Source organism: Geobacillus jurassicus NBRC 107829, assembly GCF_001544315.1.
GTDB classification, from domain to species: Bacteria; Bacillota; Bacilli; order Bacillales; family Anoxybacillaceae; genus Geobacillus; species Geobacillus jurassicus.
Genome location: NZ_BCQG01000067.1, coordinates 1 through 16,985, shown reverse-complemented (window position 1 = coordinate 16,985; position 16,985 = coordinate 1). Strand labels below are relative to the sequence as shown.

General features: G+C 50.2%; 14 protein-coding genes and 4 pseudogenes. 7 read left to right on the top strand and 11 right to left on the bottom strand.

Annotation, left to right across the window (positions count from 1 at the left end):
• From GJ1_RS18060 to GJ1_RS15490, 3 pseudogenes are all read left to right on the top strand, one after another.
• Nucleotides 1-286: pseudogene (locus tag GJ1_RS18060) on the top strand (helix-turn-helix domain-containing protein); the annotation flags it as partial.
• Between the two features lie 219 nt (nucleotides 287-505).
• Nucleotides 506-760: pseudogene (locus tag GJ1_RS15495) on the top strand (Mu transposase domain-containing protein); the annotation flags it as partial.
• Nucleotides 753-1,554, top strand: a pseudogene (locus tag GJ1_RS15490) (ExeA family protein). The pseudogenes GJ1_RS15495 and GJ1_RS15490, both read left to right, overlap by 8 nt.
• Before the next feature lie 774 nt (nucleotides 1,555-2,328).
• Here the strand turns inward: GJ1_RS15490 and GJ1_RS15485 are convergent.
• From GJ1_RS15485 to GJ1_RS15470, 4 genes are all read right to left on the bottom strand, one after another.
• On the bottom strand, nucleotides 2,329-3,705 hold the full coding sequence (locus tag GJ1_RS15485; protein WP_066234319.1) for an ISLre2 family transposase: 1,377 nt from the start codon (nucleotides 3,703-3,705) through the stop codon (nucleotides 2,329-2,331).
• A 536-nt stretch (nucleotides 3,706-4,241) separates the two neighbouring features.
• A complete protein-coding gene (locus GJ1_RS15480) occupies nucleotides 4,242-5,810 on the bottom strand; it encodes a putative metallopeptidase (RefSeq protein WP_066234317.1) in 1,569 nt (522 codons plus the stop codon).
• 23 nt (nucleotides 5,811-5,833) lie between these two features.
• A complete protein-coding gene (locus tag GJ1_RS15475; protein ID WP_066234315.1) occupies nucleotides 5,834-8,326 on the bottom strand; it encodes a DEAD/DEAH box helicase family protein in 2,493 nt (830 codons plus the stop codon).
• Complete coding sequence (locus GJ1_RS15470) at nucleotides 8,319-8,645, bottom strand: nucleoside triphosphate pyrophosphohydrolase (protein WP_044731091.1); 327 nt, start codon at nucleotides 8,643-8,645, stop codon at nucleotides 8,319-8,321. The genes GJ1_RS15475 and GJ1_RS15470 overlap by 8 nt, the downstream gene beginning before the upstream one ends.
• A gap of 199 nt (nucleotides 8,646-8,844) precedes the next feature.
• On the opposite strand from GJ1_RS15470, the gene GJ1_RS15465 reads away from it, so the two are divergent.
• From GJ1_RS15465 to GJ1_RS15455, 3 genes are all read left to right on the top strand, one after another.
• The gene (locus GJ1_RS15465; RefSeq protein WP_066234312.1) at nucleotides 8,845-9,303 is read left to right on the top strand and encodes a CBO0543 family protein; all 459 of its coding nucleotides are present in this window, start codon (nucleotides 8,845-8,847) and stop codon (nucleotides 9,301-9,303) included.
• 69 nt (nucleotides 9,304-9,372) lie between these two features.
• Entirely contained in the window at nucleotides 9,373-9,705 is a 333-nt protein-coding gene (locus GJ1_RS15460) for a hypothetical protein (RefSeq protein WP_066234308.1), read from the top strand.
• Between the two features lie 144 nt (nucleotides 9,706-9,849).
• A complete protein-coding gene (locus GJ1_RS15455) occupies nucleotides 9,850-10,326 on the top strand; it encodes a CBO0543 family protein (RefSeq protein ID WP_066234304.1) in 477 nt (158 codons plus the stop codon).
• A gap of 180 nt (nucleotides 10,327-10,506) precedes the next feature.
• Here GJ1_RS15455 and GJ1_RS15450 read toward each other — a convergent pair whose 3' ends face one another.
• The 5 genes from GJ1_RS15450 to GJ1_RS15430 all read right to left on the bottom strand — a co-directional run bounded on the left by GJ1_RS15450 (nucleotide 10,507) and on the right by GJ1_RS15430 (nucleotide 15,834).
• On the bottom strand, nucleotides 10,507-11,478 hold the full coding sequence (locus GJ1_RS15450; protein WP_066234303.1) for a sugar phosphate isomerase/epimerase family protein: 972 nt from the start codon (nucleotides 11,476-11,478) through the stop codon (nucleotides 10,507-10,509).
• Between the two features lie 128 nt (nucleotides 11,479-11,606).
• Entirely contained in the window at nucleotides 11,607-12,761 is a 1,155-nt protein-coding gene (locus tag GJ1_RS15445) for a Gfo/Idh/MocA family protein (protein WP_066234300.1), read from the bottom strand.
• Nucleotides 12,758-13,507, bottom strand: a complete 750-nt coding sequence (locus tag GJ1_RS15440) for a ThuA domain-containing protein (RefSeq protein WP_066234297.1) — start codon at nucleotides 13,505-13,507, stop codon at nucleotides 12,758-12,760. Before GJ1_RS15440 ends, GJ1_RS15445 begins: the two co-directional genes overlap by 4 nt.
• Nucleotides 13,508-13,585: 78 nt before the next feature.
• Nucleotides 13,586-14,665, bottom strand: a complete 1,080-nt coding sequence (locus GJ1_RS15435) for a Gfo/Idh/MocA family protein (RefSeq protein WP_066234295.1) — start codon at nucleotides 14,663-14,665, stop codon at nucleotides 13,586-13,588.
• A 164-nt stretch (nucleotides 14,666-14,829) separates the two neighbouring features.
• Entirely contained in the window at nucleotides 14,830-15,834 is a 1,005-nt protein-coding gene (locus GJ1_RS15430) for a LacI family DNA-binding transcriptional regulator (RefSeq protein ID WP_066234291.1), read from the bottom strand.
• A 334-nt stretch (nucleotides 15,835-16,168) separates the two neighbouring features.
• Between GJ1_RS15430 and GJ1_RS15425 the strand changes: the two genes are divergently transcribed.
• Nucleotides 16,169-16,606, top strand: a complete 438-nt coding sequence (locus GJ1_RS15425) for a GNAT family N-acetyltransferase (RefSeq protein WP_066234289.1) — start codon at nucleotides 16,169-16,171, stop codon at nucleotides 16,604-16,606.
• A 113-nt stretch (nucleotides 16,607-16,719) separates the two neighbouring features.
• Here the strand turns inward: GJ1_RS15425 and GJ1_RS18050 are convergent, their stop codons facing one another.
• Together GJ1_RS18050 and GJ1_RS18445 are read right to left on the bottom strand one after the other, a co-directional pair.
• A complete protein-coding gene (locus GJ1_RS18050) occupies nucleotides 16,720-16,842 on the bottom strand; it encodes a zinc ribbon domain-containing protein (protein WP_245629430.1) in 123 nt (40 codons plus the stop codon).
• Nucleotides 16,829-16,930: pseudogene (locus tag GJ1_RS18445) on the bottom strand (transposase); the annotation flags it as partial. The gene GJ1_RS18050 and the pseudogene GJ1_RS18445, both read right to left, overlap by 14 nt.
• Nucleotides 16,931-16,985 lie beyond the last annotated feature (55 nt).

Sequence of the window (16,985 nt, the reverse complement as noted above, 5' to 3'; positions counted from 1 at the left end):
CGATTGGGGCGCCCGATACAAAAAAGGGGGCTTCGACGCCTTGAAGCCGAAGCGCCGTTCGGACCGCGGCCGCTTAAGACGTCTGTCCCCCGATGATGAGGATCATATTTTAGCCTTAAGGAAGGAACATCCCACCATGCCTGTGACCGTATTCTATGAACAACTTACCAAGCAGAGGGACATTCCCACCACCCTCTCATACTTTACTATATACCGATTGTTGAAAAAACACAACCTGTTGGGGAAAGAAATCTTGCCGATGCCGGAGCGAAAGCGTTTTGCGTATGGTTTCAGTCTCAGGTGGAACAGGTGGTGTGGATCGAAGACATCGATTGGCTGGACGCGATTTTCCTAACTCACATTTCGCACCCTGAATAAAAATTCAAAATAAGCCTGATTTGATCGAATAAAAATTAGTTATTTTACAATATTTGTATAAAAATTTATTTTTATGCGAATATTTGGGTTATTTTTTGTATATTATGCAAAGATTGCGAAATATGAGTTCCTAAAACGGGAGCACCGCAAGGTGAAAGCCGATGGCACGATCACCCTGAATAAGCAGCTATACGAAGTGCCGCCTCGGTTTATTGGACAATCGATTGAGCTCCGCTATGACGAACGAGGCGTCTATGTGTACGAAGAGGGCAAACGGGTGGCGGAGGCCGTTCGGGTTCGTTTGGAGGACAACGCCTATGTGAAGCGCCACCGGTCGCCGTTTGCGACGGTTTCGGTGAAGGAGGGAGAACAGAATGTATAAAACATTTTATTCCCTCTCACGGGATCCGTTTGCGAAAGAAACAGACCCGTCCGAGGCGTATCAAGGAGCGCCATTTCAGGAAGCGCTGCGGGCGCTGGAGTACGTAAAGCGAACGCGGGGATCGGGCTGTTGATCGGAGAGCCGGGGGCGGGCAAAACGTTCGCCCTTCGGGCGTGGAAAGAATCGTTTTCCCCTTCTTTGTATCATGTCGTCTACTTCCCGTTATCGACCGGAGGCGTGATGGATTTTTACCGTGGGCTGGCCCTTGGGTTGGGGGAAGGAACCTAAATACCGCAAGGTGGATCTCTTCCGCCAAATCCAGCAGGCGATCGAACGATTGTATCATGAACGGCGGATCACGCCGGTGTTCCTATTGGACGAGATGCATTTGGCAAAGGACGCCTTTTTACAGGACATCGCGATCTTGTTCAACTTTGAGATGGATTCGACCAACCCATTTGTCTTGATTTTGGCCGGGCTACCCCATTTACAGGGGAAGCTGCGGCTCAATCAGCACCGTCCTCTCGATCAGCGGATCAATCATGCGATGCCGGATGGGGCCGCTCGAGAAGGAAGAGGTGGCGGGCTGCATCGAGCATCGGATGAAACAGGCCGGGGCAAAGCATCCGATCTTCACTCCATCAGCGTTAGAGGCGATTGCCCTGCAGTCGCGGGGATGGCCTCGGGTGATCAATACGTTGGCCACGACGTGCCTGTTATACGGGCATCAGCTGAAAAAGGACGCCATTGACGAAGAAGTGGTGCGCATGGCCGCAGAGGAAATGGGGTATTAGCACGAAAGAGGCCGAATCGGCCTCTTTTGTTCCTTCTCTTTTCCATCGGTTCATCAGGCGCGCTGGAAATCTTTATCTGAAAGAGCGTGCAAACGTTCCGAAAGAATGTGCAAAATCCGGAATAATCCGGAAAAATTTTGCACATTATTTCCGAATCCGCCTGAAATAATTTGAAAAAGGGATTCTGAAATAATGTGCTAATTTACATTTTTGCATCCAATTCGGGAGTGTGGTAGGCTTGTTCATAAAGAGCACCTCCTGGGTTTGTTTGTGTCGTTACTCACATTCTACAGGAAAGGTGCTCTTTTTTCTAGGCTCTTCACCACAAAATGTACTTGACAAAGAAAGACGTTCATGATAGTGAAAACTAAAATAGCAATTTTCCTTTTTATACCATACACATCATTTGAGCAACATTGCTATCATGTTGGCCTTTAAAAAGTCAAGTACATCTTTTGGTGATAAACCTTTTTCTAGGCTCTTCACCACAAAGTGTACTTGACAAAGAAAGACGATCATGATAAAGAAAATCAAAACAGCATTTTTCCTTTTAATACCATACGTCTTTTTAAACAACATTGTTATCATGTTTGTCTTTAAAAGTCAAGCACATCTTTTGGTGAGAGTCAGTCAAGACTTTGTGGAGAACTGATTTTCGGTTCACTACGGACATTGTGAATCACCGGTTAGTGAACCATTTTCAGGAATTCATATCGTAAGCGCTTTCGGACTCTCATCCCTCATCTTGAGATGATGATGTTGCATTCCATTTTTTTACACCCAACCGGCATCCCGAAGCGCTGACAACGCTTGATGGATCGGCGTCCCGGATGACTGCTGAAGATACGGGATGTTTTGACGCATCACATCCGCCAACAACCGCCCTGCCTTCCGTTTGGCCTGTTCGATCCGCTTGGACTTCGTCGAGGCCGAGGCTGTCCTCTGGGTCTCTTCTTCTCTGACCAACGGCCCCTTTCTCCACAAAAACCCGTCGATTCGGGCCACCATCGCTTTCCAAAACGTCCGAAGGCCTTGGTCTTTCCAGCTGCGGCGGGATTTCACCCGATGCGCAAACCGGCTCATCACGCTCTCGGCGTGGCCCATCAGACACATGCCGGTCGTCTCCACCCCGTGCTCCGACAGCCACTCCCGGTAGTCTCGGATGCATCCAGGCATCGACTCGACCCGGCGGATCAAGGCGGCCAGCTGTTGTTCTTTGGCTTCGTCCCCCAACGTGCCGACCGAGCTGTTCAGCTCGACCAAAAGCCCTTCTTCGTCTTGTTTCGCCAGCTTCTTCCGCACGTCCCGCCAACGCGGATGGCCCGAGAGGCATTGGCGCAGCTCCCGCGCCACATGAAACCGATCCAGCTGAAAGCACGCCCGTTTTCCAAAATGCTCCCGGCAGGCCGTGATCCACGACGCCGCGTCGCCGTTGATGATCAAAAGGTCCCGGCACGGATCATAGGCATATTCGTTCATCAGCCACTCTTCCAACCGTTCCCACACGTCCCCCGCCCCTTCATGGAGATAGTGGCGCCGGTTCACAAGCTCTATCTGCGAGCCGTTTCGTTTCCATCCCTCGTGAACCGCCAGGATTTTCTCTTCTTTCGCTCGTTTCCCTTTCCCCTGGCGAGAAATGAACAGCCCATCCGCCTCCACAAACAGCACCCGGCCATGCCGTTCCGAAACAGGGCAGTGCAGCGAGACAGGGGCCTCCAGCACCAGTTGGCGAATCGCCTCATGGCTGAGGACCGCATACCCCACGATCGACTCCAACGTACGGGCCGCTTTGCGGTAGGAAGAGCACTCCACGGCCAACTCGACCGCTGTTTCCTCGAGGCAAGGACTGATCGATTGGGCTCCATCGAAGCCCAGTTCGGCATCCAGCAAGAAGGTATAGGCCCCTGTTTGTCGATCGTAGTAGTAGTTCCGACGGAATGTCACTTCCCCAAACAGCGTTTGGATCGTGGTCGGCCGTTTGTCTTTCAGCTGATATCGGCGCTTGTCCCTCGCTTCCGCCAGTTGTTGATCGATTTCCTCCAAAAGGGCGGCCAATACGGTGGCAAACACCTTTTGAAGAGTTCTCAACAATTGTTCCTCCAGCTCTTTTAATACAGGCCATTGTGTGGTAAGATGTTGTTGAATCTTCATGGACTCTCTCCCTCCTGTTTGGATTGTTTTTTTCCAATTACCATCCTAGCAGGGAGAGAGTCCTTTTTGCATGAAATTTGCTTTTCTCTACCGCGCTTCGCTTGGTGGCCCCGACGAGGATCGCGAACGAAAGTTCGCAACCCTCGTCGGGGAATCAATCATTCCTGAATGTCACCCACAAATATTTTACTGACACTTTTGGTGATGAACCTTTTTCTATACTTTTTGGTTTTTATTGGATAATCAACACGCCTGGTTCGGGTAGTACCTTATGGCCTTTTTCTTCTCTCAGCGCTACTGATTTTGTAAGCTCATAGATAATTTAATACCTTGTTCCATTTGTGGTAATGGATTTCCACAATAAATACACACCCCCTGTTTCCAAGCATATTCCATATCCTCAGTTATAATCTTACTACAATTTAGACATTTTATTTGCTTTCCTTGCTCAATCCTGAACTCATTGAGATGTTTTGAAATATCGAAGATGTATCTTCTTATCTGATTATGAATTGTGTTTACATCTGTAACCAGTTTTATTTTTTTCTTTGACTTTTGGTTTCAAAAATGTTAGGAAATAAAACACTTACATCAACGGCATATATCGACAGTCTTTTATTACCACCGTCTTTTGGGGGATAATCCTTCTTTCTCAAATGAACAAGTCGATGATACAAAAGATCGGTAAACTCTGCTTCTTTAATGTAATCAATATTTCTTTCGCTAAGCTCAATACAGAAGTGCGTGTGTTTTTTCTGTGTAATAAATTTCACTATTTCTGACCACAATCTTTCAGAATAACTGCTAGAAGATTTTCTTTGAAGATTCATCATTTTTTCTTCTGCTAAAGTCTTTACAGCCCGTTCCACATGCTTCTTTGAAATGATCCGGTTTCTACCCATAGTTAAGTAATCTTGTTTAAAATAATCCCAAGCCTTATTTAGCATGATCCCAAAATCTCGGGTATTACCCATTGAACATTGGACTAATATTTCAAGTAAATGTGGACGTATAAGGGCTTTTGCCTTAAATTTCTCAGAATCAAAAACTAATCTTAATCGATTTTCAATAAATTTTTCAAAGTAATTCATACAAATTTTATTATTCTCCTCATAAATAAATTGTAAGTCTAGATCAATTAAATGAGGCAAATCAGCTGCTTGTTCTAAAACCCCCAAACTTGACTTATATGGCACAAATGCAATCCAATGATAAATCGGCGATGAACTTAGCGCACGAATCATCTCAGACAGCAGCTCTTGTTCTCGAGTTTTTAGTGCACTCCATTCATCATAGAAAAAAGTGATTCCCCCTACCCCTAATAGTTCGATGATTTCGATTAGCAATGTTTTTAGTTTTTTAATATCAAGGATTATTTCTGATTTATATTTTTCTTCACTCTTTCTACTCAATTTTTCACTCCCACCACAATTAGTAGTATATCCAAAGTTGTTTATATTTTGTCCTTTCAACTCAAGATTAGAGTTTGTAGTAACCTCATCTAAGTGCACTGTTTTTGTTTCTTTAGAGAACTGTATGACCTCCTCCTCACCTTTTAAAACAAGCTTTTCCAACTCATCAAATTTCTCCTCTAGTCTACGTGTAACATTTTTCTCTTTTTTTATATTAAAAAATTGTATAATCTTAGATATACTAAACCTTTTTTGACTTTCTTCCTCATTTTGTGTTTCCTCCACAATATACATTAGCTGTTTCTTTATTTGTTTTAGTAATGCCCAGACATAAAATCTTTCTTGAACAACAACAGAACCTCCCACATTCAAATGTTCTTGTAAATTTACATATATACAAATATGATTTTTGCTCAAATTAATCTCATCTCTAGCAATAAGCATCAGATGTGATTTTCCTGTCCCTCTCAATCCCTGGATAAGGCCATTTGACTCCTTTGCTAGTACAGATAAAGTTCCCACTTTCCCTGTAACATCTACATGCATCTTTTTTAAAGCCTCAATTTTTTTTCTTGACAACTGTGAAGAAGCAACATCAAAATCAGCCCTTAAACTCGCAAAAACCTTATCCATTTTTTCAATAAACTCTTTCCCTTGTTTCATGTTTCCAGCTAGAGTCTGCTGAAGTTCCAAATCAATCCCTCCTAGTTCGATTTTTATACATTAAGGTTATAGCCCCTTAAGGAAGAATGCCTTGTCTCTTCCCCCTTTCTCTCAAAATACGCATGCAACCGATACTCGCAAATCTCTTTTGTCCAGTTGTACAATATTTTTTCGTGTTCGCGCGCAATGGGAAATTGGAGAGCAAAAATGCTGTTCTCAAAGGAAATCAACCCATTCGAACTGCCGCTCCATTTCGTCATCGGCATGCGGGCGATCAGTTTGCTCACCTTTTCCTCTTCGTACTCCCAAAGACGTTTCGTTTCCCCATCGGAAAAATCAATGCGCTTCCGATATTCTTTTTCCGTTAAGTACCGGTGAAAGAACGCCGCCGCTTGTTGCGGGGTAATTGGCTCATGCCAGCCCGATGGCCCACGCTCCAGCATAGCTTTTAGGACCACCATTTTGTAGCTTTTCGACATCACCGTGCGCTCCACTTCAACAAGCCACGGTTCGTATTTTAGGAACACTTCCTTTTCCAGCTCCGACAACTCTCCCGCCCAATATAAAAAGCCGACATAAGAGTCGAACTCTTGTTTGTACTCCGCCGCTTCACTTCTGCCGTGCAAATGCAGTTCCAAGTAGGTCGGGCGACGGCCAAGCTCCTGCTTGAGCTGCCTATAGTCAGCAAGCAGCCGTTCTTTGCGCGGCTGGCGCTTTTTCTGCATCTCCTCGAGAAGATGGATGGCTTGAACATCGAGATGCAGTTCGCACGTTTCCGGAACCGTTGGCACAACGGATTCCCGCGCCTTTTTCTTCGCTTCGCCTCGCCGCGTATCAAACAGGCGCAGTTTGACATCCGCATTGCGGTAGTTTCCGATTAAGTCGATAATGACGCAATAGTCCTTGCCTTCGTGCAGCCGCAACCCGCGCCCAACTTGCTGGGTGAAGATAGTTAATGATTCAGTCGGCCTTACAAATAAGAGCGTATCAACCGAAGGAATGTCAACTCCTTCATTGAATAAGTCCACGGTGAAAATGGCGTCCAATTCACGGCGTTCCAACATGGCAATGGCCTGCTTGCGCGAAATGGCCGTCTGCTTCGAATGAAGGCTGATCGTCCGGTAGCCGTGGCGTTGGAAATATCCGGACAGGAAATCAGCTTGCCGAATCGATGAACAAAAGACAAGCGTCCTTGTTTTCTTATATGTCTCCCACGCTCGCAAAATGTTCTGCGCCATCTCCTCGCGCAGCTGCACTTGGAGCAATTCTTCCTCATCATAGCGGTTGCCAAGCCATTTGATTTGCGAATAGTCCGTGGCGTCGTAGACCCCGTAATAATGGAAGGGAGCCAACCAGCCGCGTTGCACCGCTTCGATAAAATCAATGCGGTAGGCGACATTGCCATCGCAAATGGCATAGACGTCTTTATTGTCGTTCCGATCCGGGGTAGCGGTGATGCCGAGCAAAAATTTCGGCTGAAAATAACGAAGGACGCGTTCGTACGAGCGGGCCGCCGCATGATGGAATTCGTCGACAACAATTAGGTCAAACGAATCCGGCTGGAATGCATGCAAATGTTTTTTCATGCTCAGCGTAAAGATCGAAGCAAACACCATGTCGGCATTTCCGTCTTTTTGATTGCCATCGTACAGTCCTGCTGTCCGATCAGGAATCACGCGTTCAAACGACCGCTTCGCTTGGCGGAGAATTTCCTCGCGGTGGGCGATAAACAGCACCCGCGAAAAGCGGCGGGCGAAAAAGGCGGCCAAGTATGTTTTTCCAAGCCCGGTCGCCATGACAACCATCGCTTTGTCGTATCCTTCTTCATAGGCAGCTTCCAGACGTTCGAGCGCCTCCACTTGAGCAAAGCGCGGCTTGATGATTGTTCCGTATGCCGCCGCCGTTTCGCGGACAACATCGGCCTTGTCTGCCGCCTCCGCCTCTTCCTCTTTGTCCGTTTTCGTCGGAAGCATCAACTCAATTTCTTCGGTCTCCGCCCATATACGCGCCAAGTTCGGATGGCGCTGATGGTAATCTTGATACCGCTTTTCATAGTCAGCAACCGTTTCTTCATTGACAGACACGGTTTCCGAAGCGTAAAACAACTTTAAAAACTGCTCCATTGCTTCGACAAATACATCCTCATCAACACTCTTATCCAGCCCAAGGTTCCATTCAACACCGTCCGTGAGCGCCGAGCGAGACAAGTTGGAAGAACCGACAATGAAGCAGCCGCCCTCGGCATCTTCAAATAGGTACGCTTTCGGATGAAAGGAAATTCCCTCGCTCCGATACAAGCGGGCCTCGATGTCCGGGTGGATGGATATGAGCTCGCGCAACGCCTCTGGCTGGGTGACAAACAAGTAATCACCAACGCAAATTTTTATATCCGCCCCCCGCTCTGCAGCCGCCCGCAAACTGTCCTTCAATAGGCGAACCCCGGACTTCATGGCAAACGATGTCAGTATGTATATCGTCGACGAGCGGCTCATCTGTTCCTGCAACTTGTCGAGAAGACGTCTGGAAATCAACTCCACCTTACTCATCGTGAACCTCGATCAAGAAAATTTTTTCGCGGAAGCCGCCGCGCTGTTCCGCTTTTTTAGAACGAATTTGTTCAACTTGCTCGATCGAAGCGCCATGGCATTCAGCCAAAGCATGGATAATTTCCAACACGTCTGCGAGCTCTTCAAGAGCCGCCTCATCCGTTTCCGCTTGGACGTATTCCTCAAGCTCTTCAAACGCTTTTTTCTGCAGTTCTTTCCTATACTCTTCATCGTCAAGTATGCGGGTTGTGAACGTTTTTCCCGATTGCTCGATAATGATTGGAATGCGGTCGCGAACGAGTTTGTTGTATATCGGCATGTCCATTCCTCCATTTACAAAACTATACTGCTATTTTACAAAATTTCGCCTTTTTTTCATAGAAAGAATCCACAGAAAGCCCGCCATTTCTAAGGCCTATTGCCTGCTGCAAAATGAAAAAACCAAAAGTTTCACATACTCCCCCTCTTTCCTCCCATACTAAGAAAAATCGACATGATTCGCACTCGGGGGCTATCAAATGGAACATCGGATCCTTTGGCTGCTTGCTGCGGTGGGCATCGGTTTGCTGGGGCTCAGCTTCCGCTTTCTTTCACCAAGAGAAGTATGGCTTTCGTTTTTGCTGAATGCGTATATTTCCAGTTTGACCGGCCTGATCGTCAGCGGGGCGGGAATGCTTGCATATCCGGTGCGGCTGTTTCCAGATTATACGAACGATAGCGTGATCTTTGAATACTTGCTTTATCCTGTTGTCAGTGTGTACGTTTACGGGACATCGCGCCGCTCGGGCTGGAAAGAAATATTGATGCAATGCGCCGCTTATACGGGGGCGATGACGGCGGTCGAGATCCTGTTGGAGCGGCACACCGACCTGATCGAATACCGTACGCGGAAGTGGGGATATTCATTCGTCTCCATGTTTGTCGTGACGCTCGCGGTTCGGGTGATGGCGGGACGGCTGCTGAAAGAAAACGGGTGAGCTGGCATGTCTATTTCTCCTAGTTGGCGCTATACATATAGTATCGTTGTCCAAAAGGAGGCGAACGAGATGGTGCTGTTTGACATCAAACACCGCCTGTATTACGAAGCCATCAATTCCGCGCGCCCGAAAATGGCGCCGATCCGCCAAGACCGGGCGTGGGGGTATGTATGGAAGACCGTGAACGGCGAGCGGGTGAAGTTTTGGATCGATTTTCGGCGCGGGCAGTATCTCTATTTTGAATATGGACGAAAATGGTATCGGGTGAAGTATTTGCAGGCGAACAGGCGGAAATCGGGAGAGGACATATTGAACGGGGCGATGATTGATTTGACGGTGGACGGGCATCAGCTCCTATTGCTGAAGGGGCGCGTCCACAGCCAGACGGCGCACGCTATGTAAACGGCTGCTGCGCGCAATCGCCGCCCTAAATGAATCGACGACACAGGCATGGAACACGCCTGATCAAACGCCTGGTGGATCTATGACATTCCCATCAGCCGCACAGGCTGAACAACAGAACCCCTGACAGGAGAGGATGAAGACATGGATCGAATCCACTTATGGGTGTTGCTGGTGCTGGGCCTCATCCTATTGGTTTTCAGCTTGCGGAAACCGCCCATTAAAGACGTGATTCTCGTGTTTTTATTGAAAGCTTATTTTTCCACCTTTTTCGGTGTCATTGTAGTCGAAAAGCATTTGCTCGACTATCCCGTGAGGTTTTTGGGGCAATACTTCGACACCAGCATCTTGTTTGAATACTTTCTGTATCCGATTATGTGCGTGTATTTTTATCGAACGTCGCACCATTCGAGCTTTTTCGGCATTGTCGGACAATGCGCCTTGTATACGGCCGCTTTGACCTTCGTGGAAGTTCTTTACGAAAAGTATACCAATTTGATTACGTACCATACGTGGACATGGATGCATTCGTTTGTCACGATTTTCCTTCTGTCGTTTTTCGTTCGGATGCTGATGAAGCTGATCAACCGTTGGGAAGAGACTGTTCGCCAGCGTTCGTGACCGCTTTTCTTTATAGGAGCACCCGTGCCAATTTTGGCTCTCCACAAAAAACTGTTTGCGGCCGGACGAATGTCGGCATGAAGCCCCCATGGCGAACACGCGAGACCCCCTTGGCGGCAAATGCCGAAGCAAGCATACAGGCGGCAAAGAGCGCCCTAGTCTCCTTGCCGCCTGTCTTTCTTACGCCCACCACATCTCTGGCAATTCTTCTTTAAACAACACCTTTTTCAAAAGCGCCACGGCTTTGGACAGTCCTTCATCAATCGAAGCGAGCATGTCTTCATGCTCGATCGACAGCACGTAGTCGTAGCCGACGGCGCGCAGGGCGCTGACGATGTCGCGCCACAGTTTTTCGCTTTGCCCGTAGCCGACGGTGCGGAACACCCATGAGCGGTCGAGAATTTGGCTGTAATGTTTCGTATCGAGCACGCCGTTTTTGCGGATGTTCGCTTCGTCTAGGTACGTGTCTTTCGCATGGACGTGGAAAATCGCTTTTTCGCGGCCGAGCAGTTTGATCGCCTCAACCGGGTCGATGCCTTGCCAAAGCAGGTGGCTCGGGTCGAAGTTGGCGCCGATCGCTTCGCCGGCGTGTTCGCGCAGTTTGAGGAGCGTTTCCGGGTTGTAGACGACAAAGCCCGGATGCATTTCAAAAGCGATTTGCGTGATGCCGTGCTCCTTGGCGAACGCCGCTTCTTCGCGCCAGTACGGGATGACGACTTCTTCCCATTGCCATTTTAAAATTTCCAAGTAATCCGGCGGCCAGGAGCACGTGACCCAGTTCGGGTATTTGGCGCCGGGATGGTCGCCTGGGCAGCCGGAGAAGGCGTTGATGACCGGGACTTCGAGCTGCTCGGCGAGCCTGACCGTTTTCCGCCAGGTGTCATGCGAGTTTTTGGCGAATGTTTTGTCCGGATGGAGCGGGTTGCCATGGCAGCTTAACGCGCTGATGACAAGGCCGCGGTCGGCAACGGCTTTTTTCAGCGCTTTGATTTTTTCCGGCTGGTCCAAAAGTGCGTCGGGATCGCAATGGGCGCTGCCCGGGTAATTGCCGGTGCCAAGCTCAACGGCCTCAATGCCCATGGCGGCCACTTTGTCGAGCATGTCCTCCAACGGCAGCTGTTGATACAAAACGGTAAATACGCCTACTTTCATTTATGTGTTCTCCCCCTTTTTTGGCGGCGCGAACCGGCTGGGCGGCTGCTATGCCGCTCTATTTTCGTTTCGCGTTGGGCAAACTGATCTCACGAACGCATTCAGGCTTGCCACCTAGCTGGCGCCACTTATTCCACCACCCGCACCCACCGTTTGGTGCGATGGCTTTCCAAAATGGCATCGACAATCGCCATCGTGTGGTGGCCGTCGGCGATCGTCGCGAACGGCAGCTCCCCGAGCGCCTCGCCGCGCTGTTTCCGGATGATGGCGCTGTAAAAATCTAAAAACAAGTTTTTCAGCCCGTCCGGCCAGCCTTCTTCATGGCCGCCCGGGTAATGGGCGAGGGACGCTGCGCGCGGCGAAAGAAGCGCCGGGTCGCGGACGATTTCTTCGTTCGGGCCGCTGCGGCGCCCGATCCAGAGGCGGTTCGGGTGCTCTTGGTCCCAGGCGAGCGTCATCTCATCGGCGGCAATTTCAAAATACAGCCGGTTTTTCCGGCCGGCGCTCACTTGGGAAATCGTAAACGCCCCGTGGGTGCCGTCGTCAAAATGGACGAGCACGCTGCCGCCGTCTTCGGTGTCAATGCGGACCGGTTCGGCGTCTTGAGCACCGCTGGCTGTGAATGTACTTCCTTCATGCTTCGGCTTGTAGCGAACCGGATGGACGGTGCGCAAGTCGGCAAACACTTCGACGATTTTCTTGCCGAGCACATACTGCACCGTGTCGCACCAGTGCGAACCGATGTCGGCGATGGCGCGCGACGGGCCGTTTTGCGCTGGGTCGAGCCGCCAGTTGTAGTCGGTGTCATAGAGCAGCCAGTCTTGCACATAACCGCCGTACACGAAATGAACGCGCTTCGCCTCACGGGCGAGCCGTTCTTTCGCCTCGACAACGAGCGGGTAGTGGCGGTAGTTGAAACAGACAGCGCTAAGGCTTTCGCTTTGTTCAGCGAGCCGCTTCAATTCGGCCGACTGTTCGCTGTCCATGGCGAGCGGCTTTTCCGACAATAAATGTTTTCCCGCCTCAAGCACCGCCTTGTTGATCGGGAAATGGAGGACGTTGCGCGTGCAGTTGTGAACGGCTTCGACGTCCGGGTCGTCAATTAAGGCGCGGTAGTCGCCGTATGCTTTCGGAATCCCGAACCGGCGCGCGGCTTCCTCCGCTTTTTCTTGGCTGCTTGAGGCGATGGCGACAATATTCACAAACGGCAGTCGGCGGAGCGCCTCAATATGGGAAGAAGCGGAAAAGCCCGTGCCGATAATGCCGACGTTGATCGGTTTCACTGCGTCACTCCCCCTTGTTTCGCTTTGATCGGCTCAAGCGGCTTGACGTTGCCGAAGACGATTTCCCCGCGGTTGACCGGCGCCGCCCAGCGGACGGCGTTGGCGATCACTTTCAGCACGTCCGGGTGATGGTACGTCGGATACGTTTCATGGCCGGGGCGGAAGTAGAAAATTTTCCCTTTCCCGCGCGTGAACGTGCAGCCGCTGCGGAACACTTCCCCGCCTTCAAACCAGCTGATGAAAATCGTTTCCTCCGGTTCCGGGATGTCGAAAAACTCGCCGTACATTTCTTCCTGCTCAAGCTCGATGTACGGTCCGATTCCTTCGACGATCGGATGGCCCGGAGCAACGACCCAAAGCCGCTCTTTTTCATCGGCTTCGCGCCATTTCAAGTTGCATGTCGTCCCCATCAGCTTTTTGAAAATTTTCGAGAAATGGCCGGAATGGAGGACGATAAGCCCCATCCCTTCGAGCACGCGGCGATGGATGCGCTCGACCACTTCATCTTTCACTTCGTCATGGGCGATATGCCCCCACCAGATGAGGACATCGCACCGGTCGAGCACCTCGTCCGTCAAGCCGTGCTCCGGTTCGTCGAGCACAGCGGTCGAGGCGTCAAACCCGGCTTCGGCTAGGTAGCTCGCGATGACGGTATGCATCCCTTCCGGATAAATGGCTCTTACCTGTTCATCTTTCTTTTCATGACGAAATTCGTTCCAGACGACAACGCGGATTGGTGCAGCCATATTCGTTCCCCCTGCCATTCGTTTTCGACCCGCGCGCCATATGGAGGCGGTCAGGCCCATCGTTCTTTCGATTTCTTCCTACCATTCGATGCGGACTTGCCGGCCTTGTTCGGACGATTCGTAAATCGCTTCCAACACTTTGGCAATCATGAGCCCTTGTTCGGCGGTGCAAAGCGGCGCCGTATTTTCGGTGATGCTGGTCAAGAAGTGGTCAAGGAGCGCCACCCGCTCGCCCTGATCGTCAAAATGAAGCGTCACATCAGCCGGGACGCCGTGTTCGTTGCGGAACCATTTCACTTCTTGGCGGTTGCCGGCGATGTTCCACTCCCAGCGCACGCCGCCTTCCGTGCCGAGAAACTCGACATACGCCCGCTCTTCTTCAATGTGGGACGCCCAGCTCGTCTCAAGCAGCACCGTCGCGTCGTTTTCGAGCTGGATGAACGCTGTGGCAAAATCTTCAACCGTATACGCGGCATTCGGCGCAAACGATGTCCCCGGCCATGCCCCTTGGCGGCGCGGGCCGAACTTCGCGTACGTTTTCCCCGTCACCGCGACTGGGTTCGGGTTCCCGAGCAGCCAAAGCGTCACATCGAGCATATGGACGCCCAAATCGATGAGCGGCCCGCCGCCGGAGCGCTCGCGGTCAAAAAACCACGCCCCCCATGCGGGAATGCCGCGGCGGCGCACCCAGCCCGTTTTCGCGTAATAAATCTCACCGAACGCGCCGGATTGGATTCGCTCATGCAGCCACTGCGCCGCTTGGCGGAACCGATTGTTCAGCGCCACCATAAACTGTTTGCCTGATTCGTCGCGGGCGCGGATAATGGCGTCCGCCTCTTCCGCTTTCGTCACCATCGGCTTTTCGCAAAGCACGTGTTTCCCAGCCCGCAAGCTGTCGACCGACGCTTGGGCGTGCAAAAAGTTCGGCACCGTGATGATGACGGCATCAACATCGGGCGACGCAATCAATTCCTTGTAGTCGCGGTATACGTTGCGGATGCCGTACGTTTCCGCTTTTTCCGCGGCCGCTTGTTCATTGACGTCGCAAATCGCCTGCAAGACAGCGCGCTCCGAAAGCTTTTGCGCCGCCTTGATATGTTCGTTGGAAATGCCCCCGGCTCCAATCAAGCCAAGGCGGATTGGAAGTGTGTTTCCCATGTCCTTTTCCCCCTTGCGTTCATTTGTTTTCTCTGTTTCACATGCCCCATCTGTTTCGCCGCTCGTTTTTCGATAAAGGCCAAGCAGTGATGTAATCGATTACATAACCAAGTTAAAAAATTCCGCCCGTTCCCCGCACCGGACAGAGAGCGCTGTCCGCCCCTTTACTCAGGGCGCTCTCCCCCACATGAATCACGGATGACGAGCCGGTCGGGAAGAACGAGCTGACGCCGCTCGACCCCGGTTCCTTCAATCAGCTCGAGCAGCAGTTCCATCGCTTTTTGGCCGATCTCAAACATCGGCTGGGCGATCGTCGTAATGCTTGGTTCAAAAATCGACGCCATCTGAATGTCGTCGAATCCGACGACCGCGATATCGTCTGGCACGCGGCCCCCGCGATGGCGAATGGCCTTAACCGCCCCGATCGCCATCTCGTCGTTGGCCGCAAAAATCGCCGTCGGCGGATTCTCAAGGGCGAGCAGTTTCAGCGCCAAGTTGTATCCCGATTCATAGGTGAAATCGCCCTCTTGCACGAGCGCCGCATCGACTTCGATCTCGTGCTGCGCCAGCGCTTGATAATAGCCGCGCAACCGGTCGCGGCTTAAAATGATGTTCATCGGCCCGGACAAGTGGGCGATGCGGCGATGGCCGAGGCGGATCAAGTGTTCTGTCGCCTTGCGGGCGCTGCTGATGTTGTCGATCGAAACGGTCGGGATGTCCGTCCCTTCCAAATACTCGCACGCCAAGACGATTGGAAACTGCCGCGCCATCTCTTCCACCAGCTCTTTGCGGATGCGGGCGGTCAAAAAAATCATCCCGTCGACTTGCCGCTGCGGCAGCAAATTCAAATACTGCTCCTCAAGCCGGGCATCATTTTGTGTATCGCCAAGCAGCACCTGATAGCCATGCTCGAGGGCAACCGCTTCAATGCCGCGCAGCACCTTGGAGAAAAATGGATTCGTAATATCGGGCACGACGACGAGCACCGTCTCGGTCTCCATCCGCCGCAAATACCGGCCGAGCACGTTCGGCTGGTAGTTCAGCGCTTCAATCGCTTCGAGCACGCGCTGCCTCGTCTCTTCGGTGACGTTGCCTGCGTTGCGCAGCACGCGCGACACGGTGGCCGTCGATACGTTCGCCCGTTTCGCCACGTCTTTTATGCTTGCCATTGTGATAGTCTCCTCGATTATGTAATCGATTACACAACCATCGTATAGGAAAGACAGGGCGGTTGTCAAGCGTTGTTTTTCCTATCGTCTTTTAAAGAATATTGTTGATATTTGGACCCCAACCAAGTTCTTGCTATAATTACAGTTAGAATATATAATTACAGACAGTTAGAATAAATGTAGATGTTCACGATAGGCAAAGCATTCAATAACCTATAAAATACATCGACAAATTGCCACATACTAATATGAAAGTCTCCGTCTATCTAAGTTCAGTGCTTAAAAAGGTCATTAACGGGCAATTGGCTTATAAATATCGGGAGAGGAGAACTCCATGGAAATTAGAAAACCAAACGATTCGGAATATAAAAAGATTTTATCACTTGCACCACAAGCCTTATTGGATGGTACATTAGGCGAGGCAAAACCGTCAGATGAAAAAGCCAAACAACTTATTGAACCACTATTGCAGAAAGGAAGCTATTATTTGATCGCAACGGAAGGCGATCATCTAATGGGTTGGATTCTTATAGGGACAAGGAAAGACCCATTTACTGAGAAAATATATGGATTTATCTACGAATTGTTTGTGTTAGAGGAATTTAGGGGAAAGGGAATTGCAAAACAATTGATAAAAACTGGCATCGAACATCTCAAACAAGATGGATATTCAGAGGTTCGTTTAAGTGTATATGCAGGAAATCCAGCGATTAAACTGTATGAAACATTAGGATTCAAACATAAAACCATTACAATGAGCATGAACATGTGACATACTCCCACCACCTACGCTCACGCTTAGAGGTGGGGGCTTCTCGGGTAATCCCATCTCATGATGGGAAGTTGACCGAGCGATCCCCGTGTGCCCCACGGTTCGAGGACAAGTCAGGCAACCCCTAACTGTTTCATGCCTTCCTGCTTGATATTGATGGCCGCATTGATGTCTCGATCCATTTCGAATCCACATTCGCAACGAAATGTACGTTCCGAAAGGGATAGATTTTGCATAGTCAGACATGGCATCATCAATCACTTTTCTGCGATATTTTACAACCAGAACAAGATGATAATATTGATACAACAGCCTTTCATTTATCTAGGACTGATTATATCATGATGCAAAAAAAGATACAACTTTAGGCTGCGCCTAG

What these genes read in the sequence shown, in the direction of transcription:
- GJ1_RS15425 (WP_066234289.1), top strand. Translation starts at nt 16,169, where the DNA reads ATGGAAATTAGAAAACCAAACGATTCGGAATATAAAAAGATTTTATCA.
- GJ1_RS15460 (WP_066234308.1), top strand. Translation starts at nt 9,373, where the DNA reads ATGGTGCTGTTTGACATCAAACACCGCCTGTATTACGAAGCCATCAAT.
- GJ1_RS15470 (WP_044731091.1), bottom strand. Translation starts at nt 8,645, where the DNA reads ATGCCGATATACAACAAACTCGTTCGCGACCGCATTCCAATCATTATC.
- GJ1_RS15435 (WP_066234295.1), bottom strand. Translation starts at nt 14,665, where the DNA reads ATGGGAAACACACTTCCAATCCGCCTTGGCTTGATTGGAGCCGGGGGC.
- GJ1_RS18050 (WP_245629430.1), bottom strand. Translation starts at nt 16,842, where the DNA reads ATGCAAAATCTATCCCTTTCGGAACGTACATTTCGTTGCGAATGTGGA.
- GJ1_RS15485 (WP_066234319.1), bottom strand. Translation starts at nt 3,705, where the DNA reads ATGAAGATTCAACAACATCTTACCACACAATGGCCTGTATTAAAAGAG.
- GJ1_RS15455 (WP_066234304.1), top strand. Translation starts at nt 9,850, where the DNA reads ATGGATCGAATCCACTTATGGGTGTTGCTGGTGCTGGGCCTCATCCTA.
- GJ1_RS15475 (WP_066234315.1), bottom strand. Translation starts at nt 8,326, where the DNA reads ATGAGTAAGGTGGAGTTGATTTCCAGACGTCTTCTCGACAAGTTGCAG.
- GJ1_RS15465 (WP_066234312.1), top strand. Translation starts at nt 8,845, where the DNA reads ATGGAACATCGGATCCTTTGGCTGCTTGCTGCGGTGGGCATCGGTTTG.
- GJ1_RS15440 (WP_066234297.1), bottom strand. Translation starts at nt 13,507, where the DNA reads ATGGCTGCACCAATCCGCGTTGTCGTCTGGAACGAATTTCGTCATGAA.
- GJ1_RS15430 (WP_066234291.1), bottom strand. Translation starts at nt 15,834, where the DNA reads ATGGCAAGCATAAAAGACGTGGCGAAACGGGCGAACGTATCGACGGCC.
- GJ1_RS15450 (WP_066234303.1), bottom strand. Translation starts at nt 11,478, where the DNA reads ATGAAAGTAGGCGTATTTACCGTTTTGTATCAACAGCTGCCGTTGGAG.